19 protein-coding genes are annotated in these 24,723 nt (G+C 43.8%); 7 read left to right on the top strand and 12 right to left on the bottom strand.

What is annotated here, in order from left to right; all coding sequences use genetic code 11:
- Window positions 1-9: 9 nt before the first annotated feature.
- Window positions 10-648: a trimeric intracellular cation channel family protein gene (locus L884_RS0116280; RefSeq protein WP_028768490.1), complete on the bottom strand. Its 639-nt coding sequence runs from the start codon at window positions 646-648 to the stop codon at window positions 10-12.
- Between the two features lie 331 nt (window positions 649-979).
- Here L884_RS0116280 and ltaE point away from each other — a divergent pair, with 331 nt between their 5' ends.
- A complete protein-coding gene (gene ltaE, locus L884_RS0116285) occupies window positions 980-1,996 on the top strand; it encodes a low-specificity L-threonine aldolase (RefSeq protein WP_028768491.1) in 1,017 nt (338 codons plus the stop codon).
- A 102-nt stretch (window positions 1,997-2,098) separates the two neighbouring features.
- Here ltaE and L884_RS22255 read toward each other — a convergent pair whose 3' ends face one another.
- From L884_RS22255 to L884_RS0116300, 3 genes are all read right to left on the bottom strand, one after another.
- Window positions 2,099-2,929 carry a hypothetical protein gene (locus tag L884_RS22255; RefSeq protein ID WP_051435661.1) on the bottom strand — a complete coding sequence of 277 codons (831 nt, stop codon included), beginning with the start codon at window positions 2,927-2,929 and terminating at the stop codon, window positions 2,099-2,101.
- Between the two features lie 133 nt (window positions 2,930-3,062).
- Window positions 3,063-4,658 (bottom strand): alkaline phosphatase family protein, encoded by a 1,596-nt coding sequence (locus L884_RS0116295; RefSeq protein ID WP_028768492.1) that lies wholly within the window; start codon window positions 4,656-4,658, stop codon window positions 3,063-3,065.
- Between the two features lie 81 nt (window positions 4,659-4,739).
- Window positions 4,740-6,212, bottom strand: a complete 1,473-nt coding sequence (locus L884_RS0116300) for an alkaline phosphatase (protein WP_037411105.1) — start codon at window positions 6,210-6,212, stop codon at window positions 4,740-4,742.
- A 319-nt stretch (window positions 6,213-6,531) separates the two neighbouring features.
- Between L884_RS0116300 and L884_RS0116305 the strand changes: the two genes are divergently transcribed.
- Window positions 6,532-6,900, top strand: coding sequence for an acyl-CoA thioesterase (locus L884_RS0116305; protein ID WP_028768494.1), 369 nt, complete (start codon window positions 6,532-6,534; stop codon window positions 6,898-6,900).
- A 106-nt stretch (window positions 6,901-7,006) separates the two neighbouring features.
- Here L884_RS0116305 and L884_RS0116310 read toward each other — a convergent pair whose 3' ends face one another.
- Window positions 7,007-7,216, bottom strand: a complete 210-nt coding sequence (locus tag L884_RS0116310) for a hypothetical protein (RefSeq protein WP_028768495.1) — start codon at window positions 7,214-7,216, stop codon at window positions 7,007-7,009.
- A gap of 716 nt (window positions 7,217-7,932) precedes the next feature.
- Here L884_RS0116310 and L884_RS22660 point away from each other — a divergent pair.
- The 3 genes from L884_RS22660 (at window position 7,933) to L884_RS0116325 (ending at window position 10,510) form a co-directional block, all read left to right on the top strand.
- Window positions 7,933-9,234 (top strand): S41 family peptidase, encoded by a 1,302-nt coding sequence (locus L884_RS22660; RefSeq protein ID WP_051435662.1) that lies wholly within the window; start codon window positions 7,933-7,935, stop codon window positions 9,232-9,234.
- A gap of 117 nt (window positions 9,235-9,351) precedes the next feature.
- The gene (locus tag L884_RS0116320; RefSeq protein WP_028768496.1) at window positions 9,352-10,104 is read left to right on the top strand and encodes an SDR family oxidoreductase; all 753 of its coding nucleotides are present in this window, start codon (window positions 9,352-9,354) and stop codon (window positions 10,102-10,104) included.
- Window positions 10,105-10,246: 142 nt separating this feature from the next.
- A complete protein-coding gene (locus tag L884_RS0116325; RefSeq protein WP_028768497.1) occupies window positions 10,247-10,510 on the top strand; it encodes a hypothetical protein in 264 nt (87 codons plus the stop codon).
- A 174-nt stretch (window positions 10,511-10,684) separates the two neighbouring features.
- Here the strand turns inward: L884_RS0116325 and L884_RS0116330 are convergent, their stop codons facing one another.
- Window positions 10,685-11,986, bottom strand: a complete 1,302-nt coding sequence (locus L884_RS0116330) for an NAD(P)/FAD-dependent oxidoreductase (RefSeq protein ID WP_028768498.1) — start codon at window positions 11,984-11,986, stop codon at window positions 10,685-10,687.
- Between the two features lie 394 nt (window positions 11,987-12,380).
- Window positions 12,381-12,743, bottom strand: a complete 363-nt coding sequence (locus L884_RS0116335; RefSeq protein WP_028768499.1) for a hypothetical protein — start codon at window positions 12,741-12,743, stop codon at window positions 12,381-12,383.
- A gap of 457 nt (window positions 12,744-13,200) precedes the next feature.
- Between L884_RS0116335 and L884_RS0116340 the strand changes: the two genes are divergently transcribed.
- Window positions 13,201-14,358, top strand: a complete 1,158-nt coding sequence (locus L884_RS0116340; RefSeq protein WP_028768500.1) for an efflux RND transporter periplasmic adaptor subunit — start codon at window positions 13,201-13,203, stop codon at window positions 14,356-14,358.
- A 93-nt stretch (window positions 14,359-14,451) separates the two neighbouring features.
- Window positions 14,452-17,586 (top strand): efflux RND transporter permease subunit, encoded by a 3,135-nt coding sequence (locus tag L884_RS0116345; RefSeq protein ID WP_028768501.1) that lies wholly within the window; start codon window positions 14,452-14,454, stop codon window positions 17,584-17,586.
- Between the two features lie 318 nt (window positions 17,587-17,904).
- Here the strand turns inward: L884_RS0116345 and yiaY are convergent, their stop codons facing one another.
- From yiaY to L884_RS0116370, 5 genes are all read right to left on the bottom strand, one after another.
- On the bottom strand, window positions 17,905-19,053 hold the full coding sequence (gene yiaY / locus L884_RS0116350; protein ID WP_028768502.1) for an L-threonine dehydrogenase: 1,149 nt from the start codon (window positions 19,051-19,053) through the stop codon (window positions 17,905-17,907).
- A 326-nt stretch (window positions 19,054-19,379) separates the two neighbouring features.
- Complete coding sequence (locus L884_RS0116355; protein ID WP_028768503.1) at window positions 19,380-19,853, bottom strand: LabA-like NYN domain-containing protein; 474 nt, start codon at window positions 19,851-19,853, stop codon at window positions 19,380-19,382.
- 180 nt (window positions 19,854-20,033) lie between these two features.
- Entirely contained in the window at window positions 20,034-20,252 is a 219-nt protein-coding gene (locus L884_RS0116360; RefSeq protein ID WP_028768504.1) for a hypothetical protein, read from the bottom strand.
- A gap of 217 nt (window positions 20,253-20,469) precedes the next feature.
- Entirely contained in the window at window positions 20,470-23,583 is a 3,114-nt protein-coding gene (locus L884_RS0116365; protein ID WP_028768505.1) for a multidrug efflux RND transporter permease subunit, read from the bottom strand.
- On the bottom strand, window positions 23,584-24,681 hold the full coding sequence (locus L884_RS0116370; RefSeq protein ID WP_028768506.1) for an efflux RND transporter periplasmic adaptor subunit: 1,098 nt from the start codon (window positions 24,679-24,681) through the stop codon (window positions 23,584-23,586).
- Between the last annotated feature and the right edge of the window lie 42 nt (window positions 24,682-24,723).

Genomic DNA, 24,723 nt, shown 5'->3' on the forward strand with positions numbered 1-24,723 from the left:
ACCTTTCTTTTAATGCGCATTGTCAGATTGATACTGATAATCAAACTTTGGCATAGACCATTTATAGCGAATGGCGAGCATTCTGAAACTAAAGCCAAAGGTTAATGAAATCGTTAAGTTAATCCACTCTGGTACGCCATTAAACTTCATCGCGACATATGCAGCAGCTGTTAATAGCGCCACTAGCGCATAGAGTTCTTTCTTAAAAATCAGCGGTACTTGATTACATAAAATATCGCGGATCACACCACCAAATACCCCAGTGACTACGCCCATTACAATGGCGATCTCTGGACTAAAACCTAAAGTCAGGGTTTTCTGAGCACCAATAATTGAAAATACCGCTAGACCTACTGCGTCAATGGCTAAAAACAGCTTAGATAAATGACGCATAACGGGTGCAATCATTACCGTGAGTAATGACGCCGCTGCGATAGCAATAAGGTAATGGACGTTCTCAATCCAGATTAATGGATAGTTGCCCAGCAAGATATCGCGCAAGGTTCCGCCGCCGATTGCGGTGACACAACCTATAATCACTACGCCAAACAGATCCATCTGTTTTTTTCCAGCAGCCAGCGCGCCAGTCATAGCTTCGGCCAATATGCCGATAAGCCATAAAAAACTGATAATTTTAACTTCTAACATGATTTGCACGAGTGAAATAAAAAGGAGACGATTTTGCCTGTTTTTAGCGCTTAAATACAATGATAAAAGCTAGATTATTGCATTACTTTTTCTAATGAATTTATTTTTAGGTGTGACTTATGTCTCATATTCTAGGGTGGCTTGGCTTGTTTGCTATTAGTTTTACGTTTCAATTTTACTCATGATTGTTGGATTTTTGAGATATGTTGCAAAGTTGTGTTATTCGCCCTGTTTATTGCAGTTTGTAAAGTTTTGCTTTTTGCTGGCAGTTCTTAACGCAGCACAGTAATATTGGCCACTATTTGTTATTTCTACAGACTTAAGGTTCACAATGATTGATTTTCGCAGTGATACGGTCACTAAGCCAACAGCTGCAATGCGCAGCGCCATTAGCCAGGCAGAAGTTGGCGATGATGTTTATGGCGATGATCCAAGTGTTAATTACCTTGAAGATATGGCCGCAGAAATGTTTGGTTATGACAATGCGCTATTCACCTCTTCAGGTACTCAAGCTAACTTACTGGCACTGATGGCACATTGTGAGCGCGGTGACGAATACTTGTGCGGTCAGCAAGCACACAACTATAAGTTTGAAGGCGGCGGGGCGGCAGTATTAGGCAGTATTCAACCACAACCGCTAACTAACCAATCTGATGGCAGTATTTTACTCAGTGATATTGAAGCGGCAATTAAGCCTGACGATATTCATTTTGCTCGTACACGTTTATTAAGCCTTGAAAATACCATTGGCGGTAAAGTGGTACCGCAAACCTACTTAGCGCAAGCACAAGCACTGGCATTTGAGCGTGGCTTAAAAATCCACCTTGACGGTGCCCGCGTTGCTAACGCAGCTGTTGCACAGAATATTCCGATGACAGAAATTACCCAGTATTTTGACTCGGTTTCAATCTGTTTATCCAAAGGTTTATGTGCACCAGTTGGTTCACTATTACTAGGTGACGAGCGCTTAATTACCAAAGCAAGACGCTGGCGTAAAGTGTTAGGCGGCGGTATGCGTCAAGCTGGTATTTTGGCTTCAGCAGCAACATTGGCATTAACAGAACAAGTTGAGCGCTTAGCGGAAGATCATGACAACGCAGCGTTTTTAGCGAATGAATTGGCCAATATTGATGGCTTTAGTGTTGATATGTCGCAAGTGCAAACCAATATGGTATTTGCTCAGGTGAGTGATGACATTAATGTCAAAACGTTAGCTATCGATTTAAAAGCAAAAGGCATTTTAGTTAGTCCGGGTAAAACCATTCGTTTGGTTACTCATGCTGATATCTCAAGAGCCGATATTGTTCGCTTTATCAGTGAACTTAAGGGCTTATTAAGTCGCGGCTAGTCGCCATAGTTATCACATATGACTCATACATAAAAACCTAGGCTCTTGCCTAGGTTTTTTGTTTTTACGCTCTTAGTAATTTTACGTTTAGGGAGAATAACGTTAATGCTGGTGGCCCGCGGCTCCTGTTGATAGTGCATTACCCTGGCTATCGTAAAAGCCAGAGCTACCATGCTGAATAAAGCCTTGGTGGATCATTTGAGCGATAAAAGGGTCTGACTCATTATCACCCACATCGGCAAAATCCATATCGCGGTAGTTAGCGGTATGCTCTGCAAATTGGGTTGAGCTAAGCGGCGTTAACGCGACTAACTGAAACTTGAGCTGTTGCCCGTCTTGCACCATGGTCATCGTGGCTGGTAGCGCTAATTCTGGCAACCATGTCAGTTGCAGCTGCTGGTGTTGATGCTGTTCATTGCGGTAGTGCTTAGCTTGCAAGCAGGTTAAGTCGATAGCGCCTGTTTCCTGCTGCGTAGCTTGCTGGGCACTGACCAAAGTCAGCTGTTGTAACGTTTTTGGCGCAATAAGCTGCGATAACTGCTGGTAATCAAACTGCATATTTAACGATAGTAAGTCGCCTTTACGGTATGAAATAGAGCGTTGTTGTTTAGGGAAGTAACGCACGTATTCACCTTGTTTATTCCACAACTCAAAACTCACATCATTATGTTGATAAATGACTTGCTCGGCGTTGCGCAGCAAAGTAAAACGTTTCTGCTCACCTTGGCTGGTGGTGACTGAGTAAGTGGCACTTAGATGTTGGGGTCTTATGTTGCTAGAGCTTATGCTGGCAGAGTTTAGCTGTTCACAGCTTGTCGCACTGGCATTAACGGCGACGCCTGCAAATAAGCTGAGGCCAAGTACAGCGTTGAACGCCGCTTTAGAGAAAAGATGTTGTGAGCGCCATAATTGGCCAATGGATGAAACTAGCATGTTAACTCCTACAGCAAAAATGGCACATGCCTAAGTTTTGCATGAATAAACAGGGTCATATCCATTTTCAAAATGATGATATGACCAATTTTTTTGTAAAAATGGAGCTAGCTTAAGCTAGCTCCTATCCTTTTTATTGCGCAGCTTCAGCCTTGTTCACAAGGTTGCCGGCATGATTCATTACGTGGAACAAGTGGTTTTGCTCAACAGTGCCTTGAACAAGGTGTGAACCCGGGCCGCGAGCAAAGATGCCAACATCCTCACCTGCGTGAGTTTCACTGCTCAGCGGAACTAGCGCTTCTTGGTGGAAGCCCGCACTTTGAGTATCGACATAGTTGAGGTCAAAGCGACCTGGTGCGACTTCAAAGCCATAGCGCTCATCACCACCGGTGGCTAAATTGGCGTAACCACGACCATTGGTATAACCCACTGTGGTATAAGGCATGCCATTAGCATCAGTTGCATTGGTTATCGCAGGTTGACCGTCTGAGCCATTACCTTTAACTAGGCCAAGAATTGGGTTGCCGCGAGTTGGGTAGCCTGCAATGGTAAATACATGGCTGTGATCGGCAGTCACCATTAACAGGGTATCGTCAGCCGATGTTTTTTCCATGGCGACACGTACTGCCTCAGATAAAGCAATGGTGTCGTGTAAAGCGCGAGCAGCGTTACCCGCATGGTGAGCATGATCAATTCGACCAGCTTCAACAATGAGTACAAAGCCTTTATCGTTTTTCTGTAAAATATCGATGGATTTGGCTGTCATTTCAGCAAGCGAAGGTTCACCGTTAACACCATCTGTACTGCGGTCTAATTCATACTCCATGTGAGATGAGTTAAACAGCCCAAGCGCATGGTCAGTTGTCATCGGATCTAACGCTAAAAACTGATCTCTATCAGCAACATAAGCTGAGTTTTCATACTTAGTTAACCACTCATTAGTTAAATCGCGGTTATCTAAACGTCGGCCAGACTTACCTTCAGGATCGGTGACAGAGGTTGGGATAAACGAGCGACGACCGCCACCCATTACTACGTTTAAACCTGAGCCATAATCAAATGCCAATAGCTGAGAGGCAATATCGGTACAGCCATTGGTCACGGCTTCTTCTGGTAGATCGGCATCGTTTTCCCAGTTACGCTCAGGCACGTGCGCATAGGTTGCAGCCGGTGTTGCATGGGTGATACGTGCTGTAGATACCACACCTGTAGATAACCCCGCCATGGCGGCAAGCTCTAATGATGTGACTAAGTTTTGGCCTTCGGTAGATGCGCAGTTGCCACGAGTCACGCCTTCAGCCTGACCAATCACACCGACATCGGTTTTAACTCCAGTGACCATCGCTGTCATGGTGCCTGCAGAATCTGGGGTTTGGCCGTCAACGTTATAGGTTTTTGCTAGACCAACATAAGGCAGGGTTTCAAACGAAAGCGAGTTTTCTTCACCAGTTTGGCCGTTAAGTTGCCCCTCTAAAATGCGTGCCGCGGTGACCGTTGATACGCCCATACCGTCGCCAACAAATAGAATGATATTTTTTGCTGCACCAGCTTCATTATTAACCGTCATCTCTTGTGCCTTAGCTACGCGAGATTGTCCGTCAACATACCATTGGTTTACGGCCGTCCAGTCTTTGCCGCTATCGCCGGTTTCACCTTTATCACCATCGTCACTACAAGCGGCAAGTCCCAGCATTGCAGAAACAGATAATACGAGTAATTTCTTGTTCATTTTAAAACTCCATAAATGGGTACGGTTGCAGGCGCAATATCTGTTGCGCCAAACATGATTTGGTACACTTGTACCCATCGATTAGTATTTGCTGCCACCAAGTGCTTGTGCTTGATTGATGATGTGGTAAATAACGTTTTGCTCGATAACCCCTTGCACCAGATCAGAGCCGGGGCCCGTGGCATGCAAAGTAATATCTTCACCAGCGTGAGTTTCGCTGCTTGTTGGAATAAGTGCTTGCTGCTTAAACTCTTTATCTTGCGTATCAACAGAGCTTAAATCATCACGTACGCCAACTACTGCGCCGGGGCCATTGGTGTAGCCGACAGTCGTGTATGGCTTGCCATCTTTAGCGATTGAAACATTGCCGTCGATACCGTGAACTAAACCAAGAATTGGGTTACCGCGCTTTGGGTAACCAGCGATGGTAAATACATGGCTGTGATCAGCTGTGACCATAATGAGGGTTTCTTCAGGGTTGGTATTCTCTACTGCAGTGCGTACTGCGTTTGACAGTTCAACGGTATCCATCATGGCGCGGTATGCATTACCAGCATGGTGAGCGTGGTCAATACGGCCAGACTCAACAATTAACAGATAGCCCTGTTCATTCTTGTTTAGCAGCTCAATGGATTTTGCCGTCATTTCAGTCAATGAAGGCTCGCCTGCAGTATCGTCTAATCGATCTGCTTCATATTCCATATGAGATGAGTTAAATAAGCCAAGCAGATGATCGGTAGTATCGACATCAATCGCATCAAAACCAGCTTTATCCCATACATATGCGGCATTGCTGTGGTTCTCTGTCCATGCTTGGGTTAAATCGACACCGTCTGTACGACGCCCCGATTTGCCTTCACCGTCAGTGACATCATTAGGAATAAAGTTACGGCGACCGCCACCAAGCGCAACGGTAAGAGCATCGGCTTCATCGCGCATCACAAGTTGGTAAGCAATATCTTTACACTCATTGGTTACAGCTTCTTGTGGTAGGTTTGAGTCGGCTTCCCAGTTACGCTCAGGTGAACGTGCATAACTGGCAGCTGGGGTCGCGTGAGTTAGGCGTGCAGTGCTTACTACACCCGTTGATAAGCCCTTAGCGTTGGCTAAATCGACTAAAGTGATCAGCTCATTGCCTTTTGATGATAGGCAGTTGGCTCGTAAGCTGGTATCTGATACAGATAAAACACCGGCTTTTGATTTTACTCCTGTCACCATGGCTGTCATGGTGCCAGCTGAGTCAGGTGTTTGCTGGTTGGTATTGTAGGTTTTGACTAAAGCCGTTTTAGGGAATTGCTCGAAGCTTAAAAAGTTTTCTTCACCGCCTTGATTACCTGCTTGCTGTTGTCCCTCAAAAATGCGCGCGGCAGTAAGGGTTGATACTCCCATACCATCACCTACAAATAGGATAACGTTTTTAGCCTTTGTTGCTGTTGTTTGATTTGTTTTATCGCTGACGAGCTGGGCACTATTTTTAAACCATTGGCTGTCTGTTTGCGTGCTGGGTAAAACAGATGCATTTGCCGCGACAGTTGCGAGACTACAAGAGATCATCACAGCTATTCTTTTGATATTATTCACTATTGTCACCGTAAATTAGTTAGGTTTATATAAGGTTCCGTGTGGCGAACAGATTGTCAGGTAATTGCGTGACGTTATTGAGTCGAATTTATGTCGGTTTTATTGCGGTATTAAAACAGGCCTGATTACAGCTCATTAAGCGAGTAAATAGCGCACAGCAGCACCAAATGAGTGCGAGAGGGGAGCTGAAGGGATTAGTTCTTTGTTTTAACTGTATGATTTTTATGACAATGTTTGATTGGTATTTTATTTGCTACCACTAATTGAGTATTTAACTTTTGAGGTGTAGATAATGAAATATTACAGTCGTCGTTTTATTAAGCCAGAGCATCTAAATCCGGCCAACTTTCTATTTGGTGGACAATTGTTAAGTTGGATTGATGAGGAGGCGGCCATCTTTGCTGGCTGCCAAATGAAGAGCCAGCGCCATGTAACAAAGTTAATGTCGGAAGTTAATTTCATGGCACCAGCTAAGCAGGGGGATGTCATCGAGTTTGGTTTAGAGTTGATAAGTGCCGGAGCCACTTCGATTACGGTTTGCTGCAAGGTGCGTAATAAGTTAACTCAGATGCCTATTGTTAGTATCGACAAAATTGTGTTTGTACATGTGAATGAGAAAGGCCAGCCTGCTGAGCACGGAATGCGTGCCAATGCGGCTTAATAGGTAATAGTGGCTAATAGTGTGTAATAGATTAAGCGTCACATAAAACAAAGGCTCAATAGTGAGCCTTTGTTTATTTTTAGTGCTAGTAAAACCTGCTCGTTAGCTAGTCTTCGCTTAAGTCTTGTTTTACTGAATTAACCGCATCTCTTGAAGCGTGGCCGATTGCGCGAGTGGTATCTCGGGTCGCATGGCCAATATCTGTGGTGACTTCTTTAGTGGTACTGCCAATTTGACGACCGGCTTCTTTTAAGTCGGCGCAACCGCTAATCGCCAAGCTGCACAAAAGTGCGCTAATTAAAGCTAACTGTTTCACTGAATGATATTCCATTTCTTATTAGATAGCGGGCATATTGCCAGCAATTTCTATGCTGCGCTAGGGTAGGGGGTCACGTTATTAGGCTAGCTTTCCAATAAAGGCTGGTTATATTTTTGTTTGTGTTCGGTGTTATATGGTAGTGAGTGTTGCGTTTTATCTTTATAGTTATCAATCGCCTGCAACGCGGGGAGAGTCGCCTTGAAATGAAGGCTGAATACATTAATTTAGGTTGGTGCTACCAAGTAGACTGTTTGAACTTCTAGTTCCTTATTTATCAATCGCCTGCAGCGGGCGTATGTGCAGATACTGCCGAAGCTCGCCTCAAGTACTTCCGTGTAGGCTCAACGAAAACATCCATGTTTTCGACGGCTTCAGCCGCATCTGCACTAGGTTAAACAAGCACAATTCTGGTGATTCGGAGTTATGGCTGTAAGGCTCGTTAATTATCTATTCCTGACCCGTTTATGTTCGATAAATTTTCGGTATCGCTTTGCGATATGGAAAATTCAATTTTTTAACATCTTCCAGATAAACGACTTTACATCAATGTGTTACGTTGCTAGTTTTGATATCAATTAATAAAAAGCAAGGATTTATCCAAGATGCAGGATAATAAGCTGTTAGCAATTTTATTTAGCGTGTGGGGAATCTTTTAACCCCTTTTGGTGTGGTTGGGCGTTATAGGAAGTAACAATTAAAATTTCAGGAAGAATATGAAGAATAAAGTTTTTAAATCCCTCATCGTTAGCTCACTTGTTCTATGCAATTATGTCAGCGCCGCAGATTGTCGTGATGTATCACAAATTATTGCCAAACAACTTGAACATAATTACGTCATTGAAAACACAGCAACAACGTTAGCTCAGCTAATGCGTTCGCAAGCACTTTTATCTGGTTGTGAACGTCAAAAGTCCTCTGAAGATATTGCTGAATTTATGACTTTGGAATTAAACAAGATTGCAAATGATAAACATCTCTCTGTGGTCTATGACCCACAATGGGTTAGTGAATTGAAAGCCTATCGTTCGTCGGTACAAACTGAGGCGCTTGCAGATAGTCGCGTCATGGAGACTCCGACAGACAACTATGGTTTTAGGAAAGTTGAGTTGCTTGAAGGCAATATTGGTTACCTTGACATAAGAATGTTCTCTGATAGTCATTTAGGTGGTGAAACACTTGAAAATGCGATGAAGTTTTTACAGCATTCGGATGGCATAATCATTGATTTAAGGAACAATTTTGGTGGTAGCCCATTTATGGTGACTTCCCTAGCAAGTTACTTCTTTGACCTAGATACAGTCCATTTATCAACTTTTGAAAGCCGTGAAAATGGTGTGTTAACTCAAACGCAAGATTGGACTTCGCCATATGTACCTGGTCCTAGGTTTAAAGATACTCCACTTTATATCCTCACCAGCAGTAATTCTGCATCTGCTGCTGAAAGCTTTAGCTATGCTATGCAGAGTTTGACTAGAGCAACCATTGTTGGAGAGGTTACTGCAGGTGCTGCTCACGCTAGAAGTGCTGAAATAGTAAATAACGATTATATTCTCACGTTACCAACTTCACGACCTGTTGACCCTAGAACAAAAGATAATTGGGAAAGAAAAGGGGTAAAACCAAATATAGAAACGAGCAGCGATAATGCGCTAAATGTAGCTTATGCAGAGGTACTTAACCTCTTAATCAATAGTAAGAGTAGTAACCTTAGTTTACATCAATGGGTCTATCCGTTAGTAAAAGCTAAATCCAACCAATACCAGCCAAGTCAGAATGACATCGACCAAATTATAGGGACGTATGGTAAGCGCAACCTTTTTCAAAAAAATGGCAAACTTTTTTATCAGTATTTAGATGATCCTGCTTTTGAAATAGAGCTGATTGATAAAGACGTTATTGTTTTTAAAGCATTTACTGAAGCGAGGTTGCAAGTGATATATAAAGATAAACAAGCCACAGCATTGAAAATGCTCTCTTTTGGCGAAAATGCAAGAGAGTTTCAGAGAACCATGTAAAAATTACTTACAAGAATCGCTTCAACAACGACAAACATTGATTGGCTCGGACGATAGCCAATCAATGTTTTCCTGTTAAGCGAGGGGTATTTCAAGTTAATCATACAGGGATAGTTAATGATAGATTCAAAGGTAGTTTTAGTAACTGGTGGTGGTCGAGGGATAGGTGCTGCGACTTCAAAACTTTTTGCTGCCAATGGTTACGCTGTTTGCGTCAATTACAAGTCCAATTCGGTTGCGGCCGAAGCACTCGCTGATGAAATTAGATTGACTGGTGGTCAGTGTATTGCGGTTCAAGCCGATGTTTCAAGTGAGGCTGATATATCAAGGCTGTTCGCGAGAATTGACAATGAACTCGGTAGCTTGTCAGTGCTGGTCAATAATGCAGGCATTCTTCACCCACAATCTCGCTTGGAAGATATGACTGCCGATCGAATCAATACCATCTTAACCAATAATGTGACTAGCTATTTTCTTTGTTGCCGTGAGGCTGTTAAGCGAATGTCTACTCATCATGGAGGAAAGGGAGGTGTGATTGTGAATGTTTCATCGGGTGCTTCTCGCTCGGGCTCACCAAATGAGTATATTGATTATGCTGCATCTAAAGGAGCGATTGATACGCTGACGAAAGGATTATCACTAGAAGTGGCTGCTGAGGGAATTAGAGTTAATTGTGTTCGCCCTGGGCTCATCCATACAGAAATGCATGCTGATGGTGGTGAGCCAGAAAGGGTAGAACGACTCAAGAGCATGATTCCTTTACAACGTGGTGGCACTCCTGAAGAAGTAGCCGAAGCAATCTACTGGCTTGCGTCTGAAAAGTCCTCATTCTCTACGGGAAATTATTTAGACTTGGCTGGTGGCTTGTAATCCATACAAGGATTTAAGAGTCATACCCGACACGCGGCAGTTCTATTCCATAGTTGCTTTTTGTTTTAAGGTGCTATGGTCTAGGTTTGGTGGTCGCGTTGCTCAAAATTTTAATGGGGCGTTAAATGGAGTTAACTAAGCCATGCCATATAAATTGAGTAAAAAAAATTCTGATTACAGTAAAGGGGAAAGGAGAGTTACAGCTGTAATCTGTTTTGTAGTATTTGCCTTGCTTACTTTCTACTATGCAAATTCTTTTAACTTTGAAAATGAGTTTTTTAAACTTGCTTCCCCCTACTTGTTTGCAGCAGCAATAGCAACATTAGTAGGCATATTTAGCTACAAGTATCCAAAAGTTATTCATTTAACGATATTTGCATTGCCATTAATGTTCGTTGGCAGTTGAACACTTAATTGGATTATTTGTGGGGGAGTAGAATTTAAGTGACCCCTATGCATTTCCTAATCCCACGATCCATTAGAGGGTTTGCTAAGGGGGACAAGCGCTTTCCCCCTTGGCTCGGGTGCGGGCGAAGCGCCGCGACCTTAGTTGTTAGACGTAGTCTAACTTTGTGCTAATTTAGTGCAGCTTTAAATGAGGGTGTACGATGCGGCTAATGCCTTTAGCGAACATCAACAAGGTGCCTTTAATTGGGCCGTGTAGCTCAATTAAGTGTCTGCGGTATAGTGAGGTGTAAACAAAACGCGCAATCTTACCTTCAACCATGACGCCGCCGCCAATGAATGACATCAAGTTACCTACAGTGTGGAACTTAGATAGGTTCACTAACGCACCTAAATCTTTATATACGTAGTTGTTTGATGCTGGCTTGCCATCTAACAACAACTTGATGTTGTCTGCCGTCATCAGTGCCATTTGACGGGCTGATTGACCACGTGGTGGTACCCAGCTGCCATCTTCTTGTGGACAAGCTGCACAGTCACCAATGGCAAAAATCGCAGGGTCACGGGTGGTTTGCATATTTTGATTTACCATCACTTGGTTAATGTGATTGCTCTCTAGGCCGCCAATCTCTTTTAAAAAGTCGGGTGCTTTTACCCCTGTAGACCAAATCACCATATCTGATGGAATAAATTCGTCTTCAGAGGTATGCAAGCCTTCTTCAGTAACTTGGTTAATGCGGGTATTGGTCATCACGTTAACGCCAATCGCGGTGAGCTCTTTGGCAACAGATGCTGAGATCTCGGCTTTTTCTACCTTAGGTAGAATGCGCTCGTCGGCTTCAATTAGAGTGATTTCAAGTAAGCTGCTATCGATTTTGTAACCAAAGCCACGTAGCTGGTCTACTGCGTGGTGCATCTCTGCCGACATCTCAACGCCAGTTGCCCCTGCGCCTACTACAGCAATTTTAATTTTATCGGCTAGTTGATTGTCACTGGCATAACGCATGAACTTGTTCAGTAACATGCTGCGAATTTCCATGGCTTGTTCAGTGCTATCTAAAAATACGCAGTGCTCACGCACACCAGTAATATTAAAGTCGTTGGCGATGCTACCGATTGCAATCACTAGGTAGTCGTAATCGATGCGGCGGGCAGGCAGTAGCTCATTGCCTTTGGCGTCATTAATAGGCGCTAAAATCACTTGTTTAGCTTCTCTATCGATGTCAGTCATCGCACCTTGCTGAAAGTGATAACCGTGTGCCGCAGCGTGGCCACGATAACTAATAGCATCGATACCAATATCGAGTGCACCAGTGGCAACTTCATGCAGAAGGGGTTTCCAAATATGGCTTTCGGCACAATCAATCAGTGTGACTCTGGCTTTGCCTTTGCGGCCAAGTTGGTGACCGAGTTTAGTTGCGATCTCCATACCACCAGCACCACCACCTACGATGACAATATTAGCCATTTCATGCATGAGTTCTATAATCCTTAAATTAGGTAAAAGAGTAAATTAAATATAGGTTTAACTTACGTAGACTGAATATAAAATTGCGATTTTGAGCTTGTGCAAGGCTTGAAAATCAGCTCTACAAGTTTGCTAAAAAAGTGTAGCAGTAGGCGTGAAAAACGGCAATTTAGAGCTTAAATTGCATTAGGAGGGGTATTAACTTTACTCTTTGTTTTTAAGTTTTTGTATTTTAATGGTTTAAAGTTTTACCAAGTTCATTTTATCTTGGGTTTACACGCCTGAATGACGCTGAGGAACTGAACTAAAATTTAGTTAGAAAGTAAGAAGTGTGATCTGACTCAGTTTATGCGCTAGAAATAAAACGGCATGCTTATATGAACTCGAGCATGCCGTGATATATTTAGAGTTTGCTTAAGCGAGACTTATAGTCCTCGATAACATGCTCCATGATCTCTTGTACTGATGTATCTTTGGTTTTGTTATCCATAAATACTTTGAAAGTCACCAGTGCGTGCTTGTCATCTTTGAGACGGTCATTTTGCATCGCAAAGTAAGCTTTTTCCTGCTCGCATTCTCTGACAACAAATCCGTCATGTTCAAATAGTCGATTACCAGAATGATTGTGCCACTTAGTAATTCTGTCTAATGCGATTTCACACGAGCGATTAAGCTCAATATGGTTACGCCAGCTGGTTGGGTGAGCGGGATCCTTAATGTGAGGGCATCGGACTGTGTAGTTGTATACATGAGAGATTGCTGTCATAAATTACCTACCTGTTCGCTGTGACTAATGCCATCTTAGGCATCGTTTTTTATCATGGTCAACCACTTGCGTGGTGTGAGCGTACTTTCTGTGTAGTTCGAGCAAGTTGAGCTAACTAAATATTGATCACATTTGTCACGCTACATTATAGCGTTCAGTTAACACTCTAGTTGCTGTAGTTATTGTTTACCACGACACTTTGTTGAATAACCTTGCTTGACCTCCCACTTTTGCCGAACAAGTTCAATTTGCAGCGCCTTTGGCTAATAAAGCAACAGTTAATTAGCAACTATTCGAGCAGATCTTGATTCGCCAATATATTCATTGAGTTAGTTTAGCTATTGATAGATTACATTTCGGTTGGATATATGTTGTTAAAACGTTTCTTTTACTGATTCTTAAGCATATACTTTCTGCATAAAAATAAAGCACATATCCTATTTCTATGGAGGCTCGGATGGCTAGCTCAACCGTTTCAAAAATTACGGCGTGGATTATCGTACTCGGTAGCACAATTATGTTTGGCTGCGGTGAGGCTCCTAAGCCACAGCAAGCCATGTTACCAAGCGTGATTGTTAATGTTGCTCATACTCAAGATATTATTCCTAAAACTGAAATTGTCGGCCGTACCCGAGCATCTGAAGATGTGGTGATTAAATCGCAAATTCAAGGTCAGCTATTAAAACGTCATTTTGTTGAAGGCGACGATGTCACCGCTGGCGACTTGCTGTTTGAAATCGATCCTGCCGCTTTTAAAGCTGAACTGGCGCAGCAAAATGCTGTGCTAAAACAAGCCATAGCTTCTCGAGATGTGGCGGTGATGAACTGGGAGCGTGGTCGCCGCTTGTTACCTGATGGCATGATAAGCGCCCAAGATATGGATGAGCTAACCAGCCGTAAATTGACCACTGCTGCTGGTGTTGTTCAAGCCGAAGCAGCTGTGCAAGCAGCAGAGTTGCAGCTGAGCTATACCAAGGTTTATGCGCCAATATCTGGCCGTATAAGTAATGCCAAAGTCAGTACGGGTGACATTATTACGCCGCAGTCTGAGATGGCGAGCTTAGTACAGTTACAACCTATGTGGGTTAACTTCCAAGTGCCTGAAAAGGGGTTGATTACTGCCCAGCAAAACTTCTCAAAAGCAGAAGAACGCGAAGTTAAAATCAGCGATATTGTTATGCGCCTTCGCTTACCTAACGGCACTATGTTTGATGAGATAGGTTTTATCGATTTTGTTGGCAACCGAGTCGATGCTGCTACTGGTACTTTGCCGGTACGTGCAAGCTTTAAAAACAACAACAAACTAATGCTACCGGGCCTATTTGTCACCCTAATTGTTGAATCACCAATTAAAGAAACAGCGTTATTGATCCCTCAAGCTGCGGTGCAGGAAGATCAACAAGGTCGCTTTGTGATGGTGCTTAATGCAGAAGATGAAGTACAAAAACGTGTGGTTGAGCTTGGGGATCGTTTTGGTGTTGAGTGGCGTGTATTAAAAGGGCTAGAAGATGGCGAGCGTATTGTGGTTGAAGGCCTACAAAAAATTCGTCCGGGGATCAAAGTTAACCCAGTAGAGCAAGAAGTGGTTCCTTTTAAAGAAGACGAGTCTAAATAGGAGTTGTAGTCATGAACAAATCTTATTTGGTCAATTTGCAACGCCAATATCGCCATCATTGCAAACTCGTTTCAACACTGACTGGGGGCTACCATGATTAGTGAGTTTTTTATTAATAGGCCCAAGTTCGCCTTTGTTATCTCAACTGTTTTAACCCTTGTTGGTTTAATTGCGATCCCGGTATTGTCAGTGGCAGAGTTCCCTGAGATCGCGCCGCCGCAAGTGAGTGTGTCGACCAGTTATTCTGGGGCCAGTGCCGATATTGTTAAAGACACCATTGCCCAGCCTTTAGAGGCGGAAGTCAATGGCGTGGAAGGCATGCTCTATATGGAGTCAAAAAGCGCTAACGACGGTAGTTACTCGCTCAATGTGACTTTTGAGGTGGGTACCGATGCGGATATGGCACAGGTTAAAGTACAAAACCGGGTGCAACAGGCTATGCCTAGACTGCCTGAGGAGGTAAAACGTCAAGGGGTTAAGGTTGAGAAGCAAAGCCCTAACATGTTGATGGTAGTCAACTTAGTTTCACCTGAAGAAACCTTCGACTCGTTGTTTATTACTAACTACGCCGGCTTAAATGTAAAAGATGCTTTGGCGCGTCAATACGGTGTGTCTAAAGTACAAGTGATTGGTGCGTTAGATTATGCGATGCGGATCTGGCTCGACCCCGATAAGATGGCTAGCCTTGGTGTGACGGCAACCGATGTTATCGGGGCGCTACAAGAGCAAAATATTCAAGTGGCAGCCGGACGTATTGGCGCTGCACCTGTGGATCCTGATCAACAGTTTCAGTACACCCTACAAACTAAAGGTCGTTTAAAAGATCCGCAAGAGTTTCACGACGTGATGATCCGTGCCAATAACGACGGCTCTAAAGTGGTGGTGGGTGATGTAGCCCGAGTCGAGCTTGGCTCGCAAACCTATGATGCGCAAGGTAAGCTAAATAACAAACCGTCTGCAATTATCGCCATTTATCAGTCGCCTGATGCCAATGCATTAGAGGTCGGCAATGCGATTAAAGCGGAGATGGAAAAGCTATCTGAGCGCTTTCCTAATGATCTTGAGTACGAAGTGCTTTATGACACCACTGAGTTTGTTGAAACCTCAATCAATGAAGTTGTGCAAACGCTATTTATCTCTATTGCTCTGGTTGTATTTGTAGTGTTTATCTTCTTGCAAGATGCACGTTCAACCTTAGTACCCGGCATTGCAATACCTGTGTCACTTATCGGTACGTTTGCCTTCTTGCTCGCTTTCGGTATGAGCATTAATACGGTTTCTCTGTTCGCGCTTATTTTGGCAATTGGTATTGTGGTGGATGATGCCATTGTTGTGGTCGAGAACGTGACTCGCCTAATGCAAGATGAAGGTTTATCACCTAAAGAAGCGACATCCAAGGCGATGAAAGAGGTAACAGGGCCAATTATCGCGACTACCTTGGTGTTGCTTGCGGTATTCGCACCAACGGCGGTGATGCCGGGGATCACTGGTCAAATGTACGCTCAGTTCTCGGTAACAATCTGTATTGCGGTATTAATTTCCTCAATCAATGCATTAACCTTAAGTCCGGCGTTATGTGCCTCATTGCTGCGAGTGCCAAAGACACATACCAAAGGCTTCCACGCAGCTTTTAACCGCCACTTCGAGCGATTTACGGGTAAGTATATGAAGTTGGTTTCTTCGCTTACCCGCAAACTGCTACTCGTTGGTGTGGTTTATGGCTGTTTAATTTTACTCACCGGTGGTGTCGCTAAGATTTTGCCGTCAGGTTTTGTGCCTATGGAAGACAAAAAAGCCTTTATGGTTGATATTCAACTTCCTGATGGTGCATCACTAAACCGTACTGAAGATGTCATGCGCGACTTGGTTGAGCTTACCTTAGCTGAACCAGGAGTTGAGAATGTGATTCATGCTAGCGGTTTTAGTATCTTAACTGGCTCTGTGTCATCAAATGGTGGTTTGATGATTGTGACACTTTCAACATGGAGCGAACGTGAATCGCCGGATATGGTTGAGTCAGCCATTGTGGCAAAACTGCAGGCCAAGTATGCGGCTAACCCTGCGGTGAAAGCCATGGCATTCTCTTTGCCGCCAATTCCCGGTGTGGGTAGCGTAGGCGGCTTTGAGTTTGTGCTGCAAGATACCCAAGGGCGAACGCCGCAAGAGTTAGCGTCTGTGATGCGCGCGCTGATCATGAAGGCCAACGAGCAACCTGAAATTGCAATGGCATTCAGTAATTTCCGCGCCGATGTGCCACAAATGTTTGTCGACGTTGATAGGGATAAAGCCAAGGCGCTTGGTATATCGTTAAATGAAATCTTCTCGACGATGCAAACTATGCTTGGCTCAATGTACGTTAACGACTTTAACCGTTTTGGTAAGGTCTTTAGGGTTATTTTGCAAGCTGAGGGCGATTTTAGAGATTCAGACCAAGATATTTCTAGATTCTATGTGCGCTCAAGTACTGGCGAAATGGTGCCGCTGAGTACGCTAGTCACAGTAACCCCAATACTTGGCCCCGATGTGATGAACAATTACAACATGTTCAGCTCAACGACCATTAATGGTTTCCCTGCTCCTGGCTATAGTTCAGGTGATGCCATTGCTGCTATGGAGCGTGCGGCCAATGAGTCATTGCCTACTGGCTATACCTTTGAGTGGACAGGGCAAACCTATCAAGAGATTAAAGCGGGTAACTTAGCACCGCTGATTTTCTCATTGGCGTTAGTGTTTACTTACTTATTCCTTGTGGCTCAGTATGAGAGTTGGACTATCCCATTTGCGGTTATTTTAGCTGTGCCTATTGCGGTATTAGGTGCGTTTTTAAATATCTTGCTGGTGGGCTCAGATCTTAACTTATATGCACAAATCGGTTTAGTACTGCTTATTGGCCTTGCTTGTAAGAATGCGATTTTGATTGTGGAATTTGCTAAACAGCTGCGCGAAGAGGGTAAGAGCATTATTGAAGCCGCTGAAACTGCAGCTAGATTGCGTTTCCGAGCGGTGTTAATGACAGCATTTTCATTTCTGTTAGGGGTGTTACCTTTAGTTGTGGCATCGGGCGCAGGTGCGGGCAGTCGTCGCGCCTTAGGCTATTCTGTGTTTGGCGGTATGTTAGCAGCCACTATTGTTGGTACCCTTTTAGTGCCGATATTTTATGTGATTATGCAAAAGATGCGTGAGAAAGCTAAAGGCATAAAGCCGCAGCCGGACACGAAAGACGCATAAGCGTTAAATACTGTTACCGATAAACAAGATAGCTAGATCTTTACTTAATAGGTCTGGCTATTTTTTTGGGGAGGTATAGCTGGACTCATTGGATCTCGCTATCGGACTTGAGCCTAGAAAGAAGAAACCCACTCCGAGGAGTGGGTTTCAAAGCTTGCTTTAACTTTTGCAGGGAAAAAGCGAACAGCAGGATTATAGCAAATGTGTATCCGTTTGTATCGCTGCAGGCTGCCTTAATTACTAACAATTAGCTTTTATATACATAAGCTATAAAAATGCCCGCATACAGCGGGCATTTTTTAAACCATAGTGGCTAAGTTATAGCGCGTTAGTGAAGATCTGGCAGATCTCTTCGTGAGTTGCTTGCTTAGGGTTAGTCAATCCACAAGCATCTTTAAGCGCATTGTCTGCTAGTGTTGGAATATCCTCAGCCTTAACCCCAAGCTCTGTTAGAGTTGCTGGAATGTTCACCGCAACAGACAATTGCTTAATCGCTTCGATTGCAGCTTGCGCGCCTTGCTCGTCATTTAATGCTGCAACATCAACGCCCATGGCTTTTGCTACATCTTTTAGACGACCCGGTACAACCTGTGCATTATAAGCTTGCACGTGTGGCAGTAATAGCGCGTTACATACACCGTGCGGTAGGTCGTAGAAGCCACCAAGTTGATGCGCCATTGCATGTACATAACCAAGGCTTGCGTTGTTAAATGCCATACCAGCGAGGAACTGGGCGTAGGCCATTTGGTCACGGGCTTCAATGCTTTGGCCATTGTGAACCGCTTCGACTAGGTTGCCCTTAATCAGTTCTATCGCCTTAATCGCACAAGCGTCAGTGATCGGGTTAGCTGCAATAGAAACATAAGCTTCAATTGCGTGAGTAAGCGCGTCCATACCGGTAGCTGCAGTTAGCCCTGCTGGCTTAAGAAGCATAAGCTCAGGATCATTAACTGATAAAATCGGGGTGGTGTTCTTATCTACGATTGCCATTTTGATGTGACGTTCTTCATCTGTAATGATACAAAAACGTGTCATCTCACTGGCGGTACCTGCTGTGGTGTTGATTGCAACCAGTGGCAGCTGAGGTTTTACTGATACATCTAAGCCTTCGTAGTCTTTGATGCTGCCGCCGTTTGTCGCCACGAGTGCAATACCTTTAGCGCAATCATGAGGTGAACCACCGCCTAGAGAAATAACAAAGTCACAGTTGTTGGCGGTTAAGATCTCAAGGCCTGCTTCAACGTTACCTACGGTTGGGTTTGGTTGCACACCGTCAAATACTACGGCGTTTATCTCATTACTTGCTAGTTTATCGACGACTTGCGCTACAAGGCCTATTTCAACTAACGGCTTGTCTGTAACAATTAATGCTTTTTTAAAGCCTAGTGACTTAATGTCACCGATAGCTTCGGTAACAGCATTTTGTCCTAAGATATTGACAGATGGGATAAAAAATTTAGCAGCCATAAGATTCACCTATTACGCTTAAATGTTAAAAGTTGTTATCTTTTCTGGTAATTAAAGTACCAACACTAGCTATTTAAAGGTGTGATCTAGCTCAAATAAAGCGACGGCTTCGCTAAAAATAAGCCGAAAAGTGGATCTACATTACTAATTTTGTAATTTTATGACACAAATTACATCGTTAATGTTAAAAGTGCCCGCAAGTGAAGAATAAGCAGTGAAATAAACTAGGAAAAAGCTTTTTGGTAGGGACAAGTATGGTGGGGTGAAGGTTTTCTCGTAATGAAACAAGCCTTGTTAATAACGCCTATGAAATTTGCACAAAAAAACTAAAGCAACAAGCTATAGTCGATTTCATGGAACTGGTTAACAGAGTCAATTAGCGACTTTGCGGTTAAGCTAGGCACGCCATAAACCTGAGTTTCAACGCCATGTTTTTGCTGAATTTTTTGCATTAATAAATCAAAGTCACCGTCGCCTGATAGCAAGATAATAGTGTCTACCTCACCGGCCGCTTCCATAATATCTATGGTGATCCCAACATCCCAATCGCCTTTGGCGGAACCATCACTGCGCTGGATAAAGGGCTTTAGTTTGACTGCAAACCCTATGTGTTTTAAGGCGTCTTGAAACTTGAGTTGGCCATCATCGCCACGATGAATAGCATAAGCCGTCGCTTGCACAATATCGCCCTCATAGCCTAAGTGTTGCCACAGTTTTCGATAGTTAAACTGCTTGCCGTAGGCTTGGCGACAGGTGTAGTAGATATTTTGCACATCAACAAAAAGGGCAATTTTTTTCAAAGTTAGCTCATTGACTTAGGTAAAGGGAATAGCAATTGATAATCAGGTTATCACATCATTATTATACTGGGCAGTACTAAACCGTCTCGCCGGGCTATTGCTGCGTTTCAGTATGGTAGGGAGCAGATAAAGTTGACCGTTCTGCCCAATATTTCTGCTCAGGGTTATTATGCACAGTAATTAAATATAGATATCAATATCAGGCAGGTAGTTTTGTGGGGATTGACGTCTATCGTAAGCTTTGATTTTGTGATCAACTCTGTTGTCACCGCCACAGCGTCTTTCAACAATAAATTGGCCGTCAATATGCACTGTGTCGTAGATTTGGCCATCGTTATCAATGGTTGAGCAATTGTTATAGCCATTACGATTGTTGCGGGTAAAGTCAGTTTCATCCATAAGCGTGACCTCTTTGTACTAATAAAGCGTTTGCTGGGTGGCCGTATATTTTGCAGCCTTAATACCAATGAGTATAAGTATAGAATCAATATCAAGCTTTGCTGCGTATTTTTAGCTTGTTAAGGATAAACAAAAAGGAGCGCATATTGTGAATATGCGCTCCTTATTAGTGAGTAAGATAATTGCTAGTTATCTATTAATCATCAAGTCAAAATAGTTAAGATGATGGTGAAGTGAGCTTTTTATGCTCTGCAATCGCTTTATCCAGCTGTGACTCAACAAAACCTGGCGACTTAGTTGCAACCGAGATCAAGCGGTACATGGCTGGGATAACGAGTAGAGTTACAAAGGTGGCAAAAGCCATACCAAAGAACACGACAGTACCAACAGAGATACGACTTTCAGAGCCTGCGCCAGTTGATAAAATTAGCGGAATAGCACCGATTAAGGTAGTGAATGCCGTCATCAAAATTGGACGCAAACGACGGGTTGAGGCATCAATAATCGCTTGCTCAATTTCAAGGCCTTTATCACGCAGTTGGTTAGCAAACTCAACAATAAGAATACCGTTCTTGGTCACCATACCAATAAGCATGATCATGCCGATCTGGCTATAAATATTCAGTCCTTGGCCGGTTAGGTATAAACCTAAGAAGCCGCCGAATACTCCCATAGGTACAGTAAACATCACCACTAATGGGTTGATAAAGCTTTCAAACTGCGCGGCTAATACTAAGTATGCCACCAGTAAGGCTAGACCAAACACAATAAAGATACTGCTTTGGTTTTCTTTAAAGTCCTTGGATTCGCCTGTGTAAGCAACGGTAATATCGCTTGGTAGCATTTCAATTGCTTTTTGATCTAAGAAATCTAGCGCTTCACCTAAGGTATAGCCTTCACCTAAGTTGGCTTTTAAGGTGATCGACTTTTGCTTGTTGTTATGGCTAAGTTTCAGCGCTGATGCCACTTCCTCAATGTGAGTAATGGTGTCTAGGGTGATCAGTTCCCCTTTGTTTGAGCGCATATAGATTTGGCTTAGATCTGCCACGTTATTGAAGCTGTCTTCATCACCGCGTAGATAAACATCATACTCTTCACCGCGTTCAACAAAGGTGGTTTCACTGCGGCCACCAAGCATGATCTCTAAGGTTTCAGAGACTTCGGCAACACTGATCCCAAGCTGGGCTGCACGTTCTTTATCTACAGTCACAACAAGCTCTGGAGAGGTCTCTTTGTAGTCAATTTCTGGGCTATCAAAAATCGGGCTGTATAGTGCTTCTTCTTCAAGCATTGTTGCCCATTTGAAAAGCTCTTGATAATCCGAACCACCAAGCACAAATTGTACTGGCTCACTAGAGCCGCCTCTAAAGCCAGGTAGCAATGGGCGTACCATTACATCTGGAATGCCTTTTAGCGCTTTGGCCACGACAGCTAAAGCTTGTTGGGCGTTCACGGTTCTGTCATTCCAATCTTCTAATTGAATGATAACAAAACCCGTTTGATCACCCGCGCGGCCACCAAACGCTGGCGCTTGAATGCTAAATGACTTAACCACGCCTTGGCCTAATAGCGGCATAAGTTTATCTTCAACGATTTCCATGTTGGCAGCCATGCGGTTATAACTGGTGCCCTCAGCGCCTTTAATAAAGGCGAAGATCACGCCGCGATCTTCCGTCGGCGCAAGTTGAGCAGGTACCTGTTGCAGTAACCAGCCACTGCCAACTACACAAGCTATGATAACCAGAGGCGCTGCTAAACGCAGACTAACGGCCTTAGTTACCATTTTACGATAGCCATTTTCTAAGCGATTAAAGGCGCTATCGACGATGAGGTTAAAGCGATTAGGTTTTACGTTTGCCTTAAGAATTTTACTGCCAAGAACCGGTGTTAAAGTCAGTGCTATCAGTGATGAAAATAGCACTGAAACCGCTAGCATGACCGAAAATTCGGTAAACAGTAGGCCAACCATGCCTTCCATAAATGAGATAGGTAAAAATACCATCACCAGAACAGCTGTCGTTGCCATTACCGCAAAGCCTACTTCTCGGGCACCGTTATAGGCTGCAAGTAATGGTGGTTCGCCTTTTTCTATATGGTGGAAAATGTTCTCAACCACCACGATAGCGTCATCAACGACCAGACCGATTGATAAGATCAGTGCCATTAGTGTGAGTAGGTTAATCGAGTAACCAAACACATTGGCGGCAATAAATGCGGAGATCAGTGATACTGGAACCGTTACCGCTGGGATCAAGGTTGCTCTGGCTTGACCAATGAAGATATATAGCACCAATATCACCAGTAATGCGGTAACGGCTAAGGTACTAAAGACTTCATCAATTGAGCGATCGATAAATACAGTGGAGTCGTAATCGACAATTAAGTTGGTGCCATCAGGTAAGAAGTCTTGAATAAGATCGACCTCTTTGTGCACGTCTTGGGCAACTTCTAACGGGTTAGCATCTGATTGCGCAACAATACCTAGGCTGATATTGACCACACCGTCACTTTTAAAGGTCGAGTTTTCGTTTTCAGCACCAATAAATACATTCGCAACGTCTTTTAAATAGACTTGTGAGCCATCACTTTCTGTGCGCAGTACTAGATATTTAAAATCTTCAGGGCTTTGATATAGACGCGCGGTCCTTACCGCCATGACTGTGGTGTCGTTACGGACTTGGCCACCGGGTGTTTCAACGTTTTCTTTGTTGAGCACGCTTACGATATCTGAGGTGGTAATATTACGGCCAGCCATAAGTTCAGGCTTTAGCTGGACATACATCACCTTGTATAAGCCACCAGAAATATCAACGCTACTGACCCCAGAAATAAGGCTGAATCTGTCTTCTAATACACGTTCAGCATAATCTGTCAGCTGGGTTCTATCCATGATGGACGAGCTTAAGTTGACATAAACGGAAGGCTCGCCTGTGCCGTTATCTTTCGATACAACAGGATCGTCCGCTTCGTCGGGTAGACGACGCTGAGCTCTAGCTACCGCATCTCGCACATCGCTGACACCTTCTGTTAGATCCCAGCCAATGAGGAAAGTTACGGTAATACGTGACATACCATTACGGGTAACCGATTCGATTTGGTCAACACCGCTAATACCTGTCAGCTCAGACTCCAGCGTGGTGGTGATCTGGCTTTCCATAATTGTGGCCGAAGCACCTGAATAGGTTGTCATTACCGTGACGACAGGGCTTTCTACATCAGGCATTTCGCGCACTGCAAGCTTACTGAATGACACCATGCCAAATACGCACAGTAGCAGGCTTAGTACGATGGCGACGACAGGCCGCTTTACTGAAACATCAGACAACCACATTTAGATGTTTCCTCTTGTCGCTTGATCTTTTTTACCACTCGCCAGCGCGCTGTTAGCAAGATCATCCACACGCAAACCATCGCGCATATTCACTAAGCCTTGGATCACGACTTTGTCGCCAACGTTAATCCCTTCAGTAATTAGCACTTCATCGTTGATGCGAGCGCCCAATGTCACTTTAGTGCGCTTGGCGATATTGTCAGCGTCGATGACATAAACAAAACGGTTAGTGCCGGAGTATTCAAGAGCTTGAACTGGGAGCACTGGCTCTGCAACGCTAGGGAATAGCATGGTTGCAGACATAAGCATACCCGGTTTTAGTTGATGCTTTGGATTGCTAAATTGCACGCGCACTCTTAGGTTTAACGTGTCTTGATTAACCCGTGAGTCTATGGCGATCACTTTGCCGATAAACTCTTGCTCTGGCCAAGCGCGACTTGTGGCGCTAACAGACATACCAATACTTAGCTGTGATAAGTAGTTTTCAGGTACTTGCAGATCAAGACGCATGCTGGATAAGTCATCGAGAGTTAACAGTTCACTGCCTGCGGTAACCATTTTTCCTTGGCTAAAATCAATTAGGCCCGCAGTGCCAGCAAATGGGGCACTTAAATAGTGGTAATCAAGATCGGCTTGCGCGGCGGCTAAACGCGCTGCGGCCATGTCAACACTGGCTTTTTGTGCATCAATTTCAGTTTTGGTGATCGCATTTTGTGCGATTAATTTTTGGAACTCTTTTAGTTTTCTTTTTTCATCAGCAAGGTAGGCTGCAGCTTCTGCAAGTGATGCTTGGGCTTTTGCATCATCAAGCTGCACTAAAATTTGTCCTTGCTGTATATCTTGATCTGTATTGACCAGTACCGATTTAATTTTGCCAGCAATTTGTGGCGCGATGAAGACTGATTGTTCAGCGTCGAGCTTGCCGATTAGGGCTAGTGACTGTGAAAGTTCATGCTGATCTACTATGCCGGTGACCACAGGTACGGTTCGCACGGCACGCTCTTTGTCATCAGAGCGCTTAGCTTCTGAGAACTTACTGTAGGAAACAGCTCCTACAACAACCAAAATTAAAGGGACAAGAAAATAAGACGGTTTCATGAATGATTACTTAACACAGCCAAAGTTGGGATTATTGTAGAT

Source organism: Shewanella fidelis ATCC BAA-318, from assembly GCF_000518605.1.
Lineage (GTDB): Bacteria > Pseudomonadota > Gammaproteobacteria > Enterobacterales > Shewanellaceae > Shewanella > Shewanella fidelis.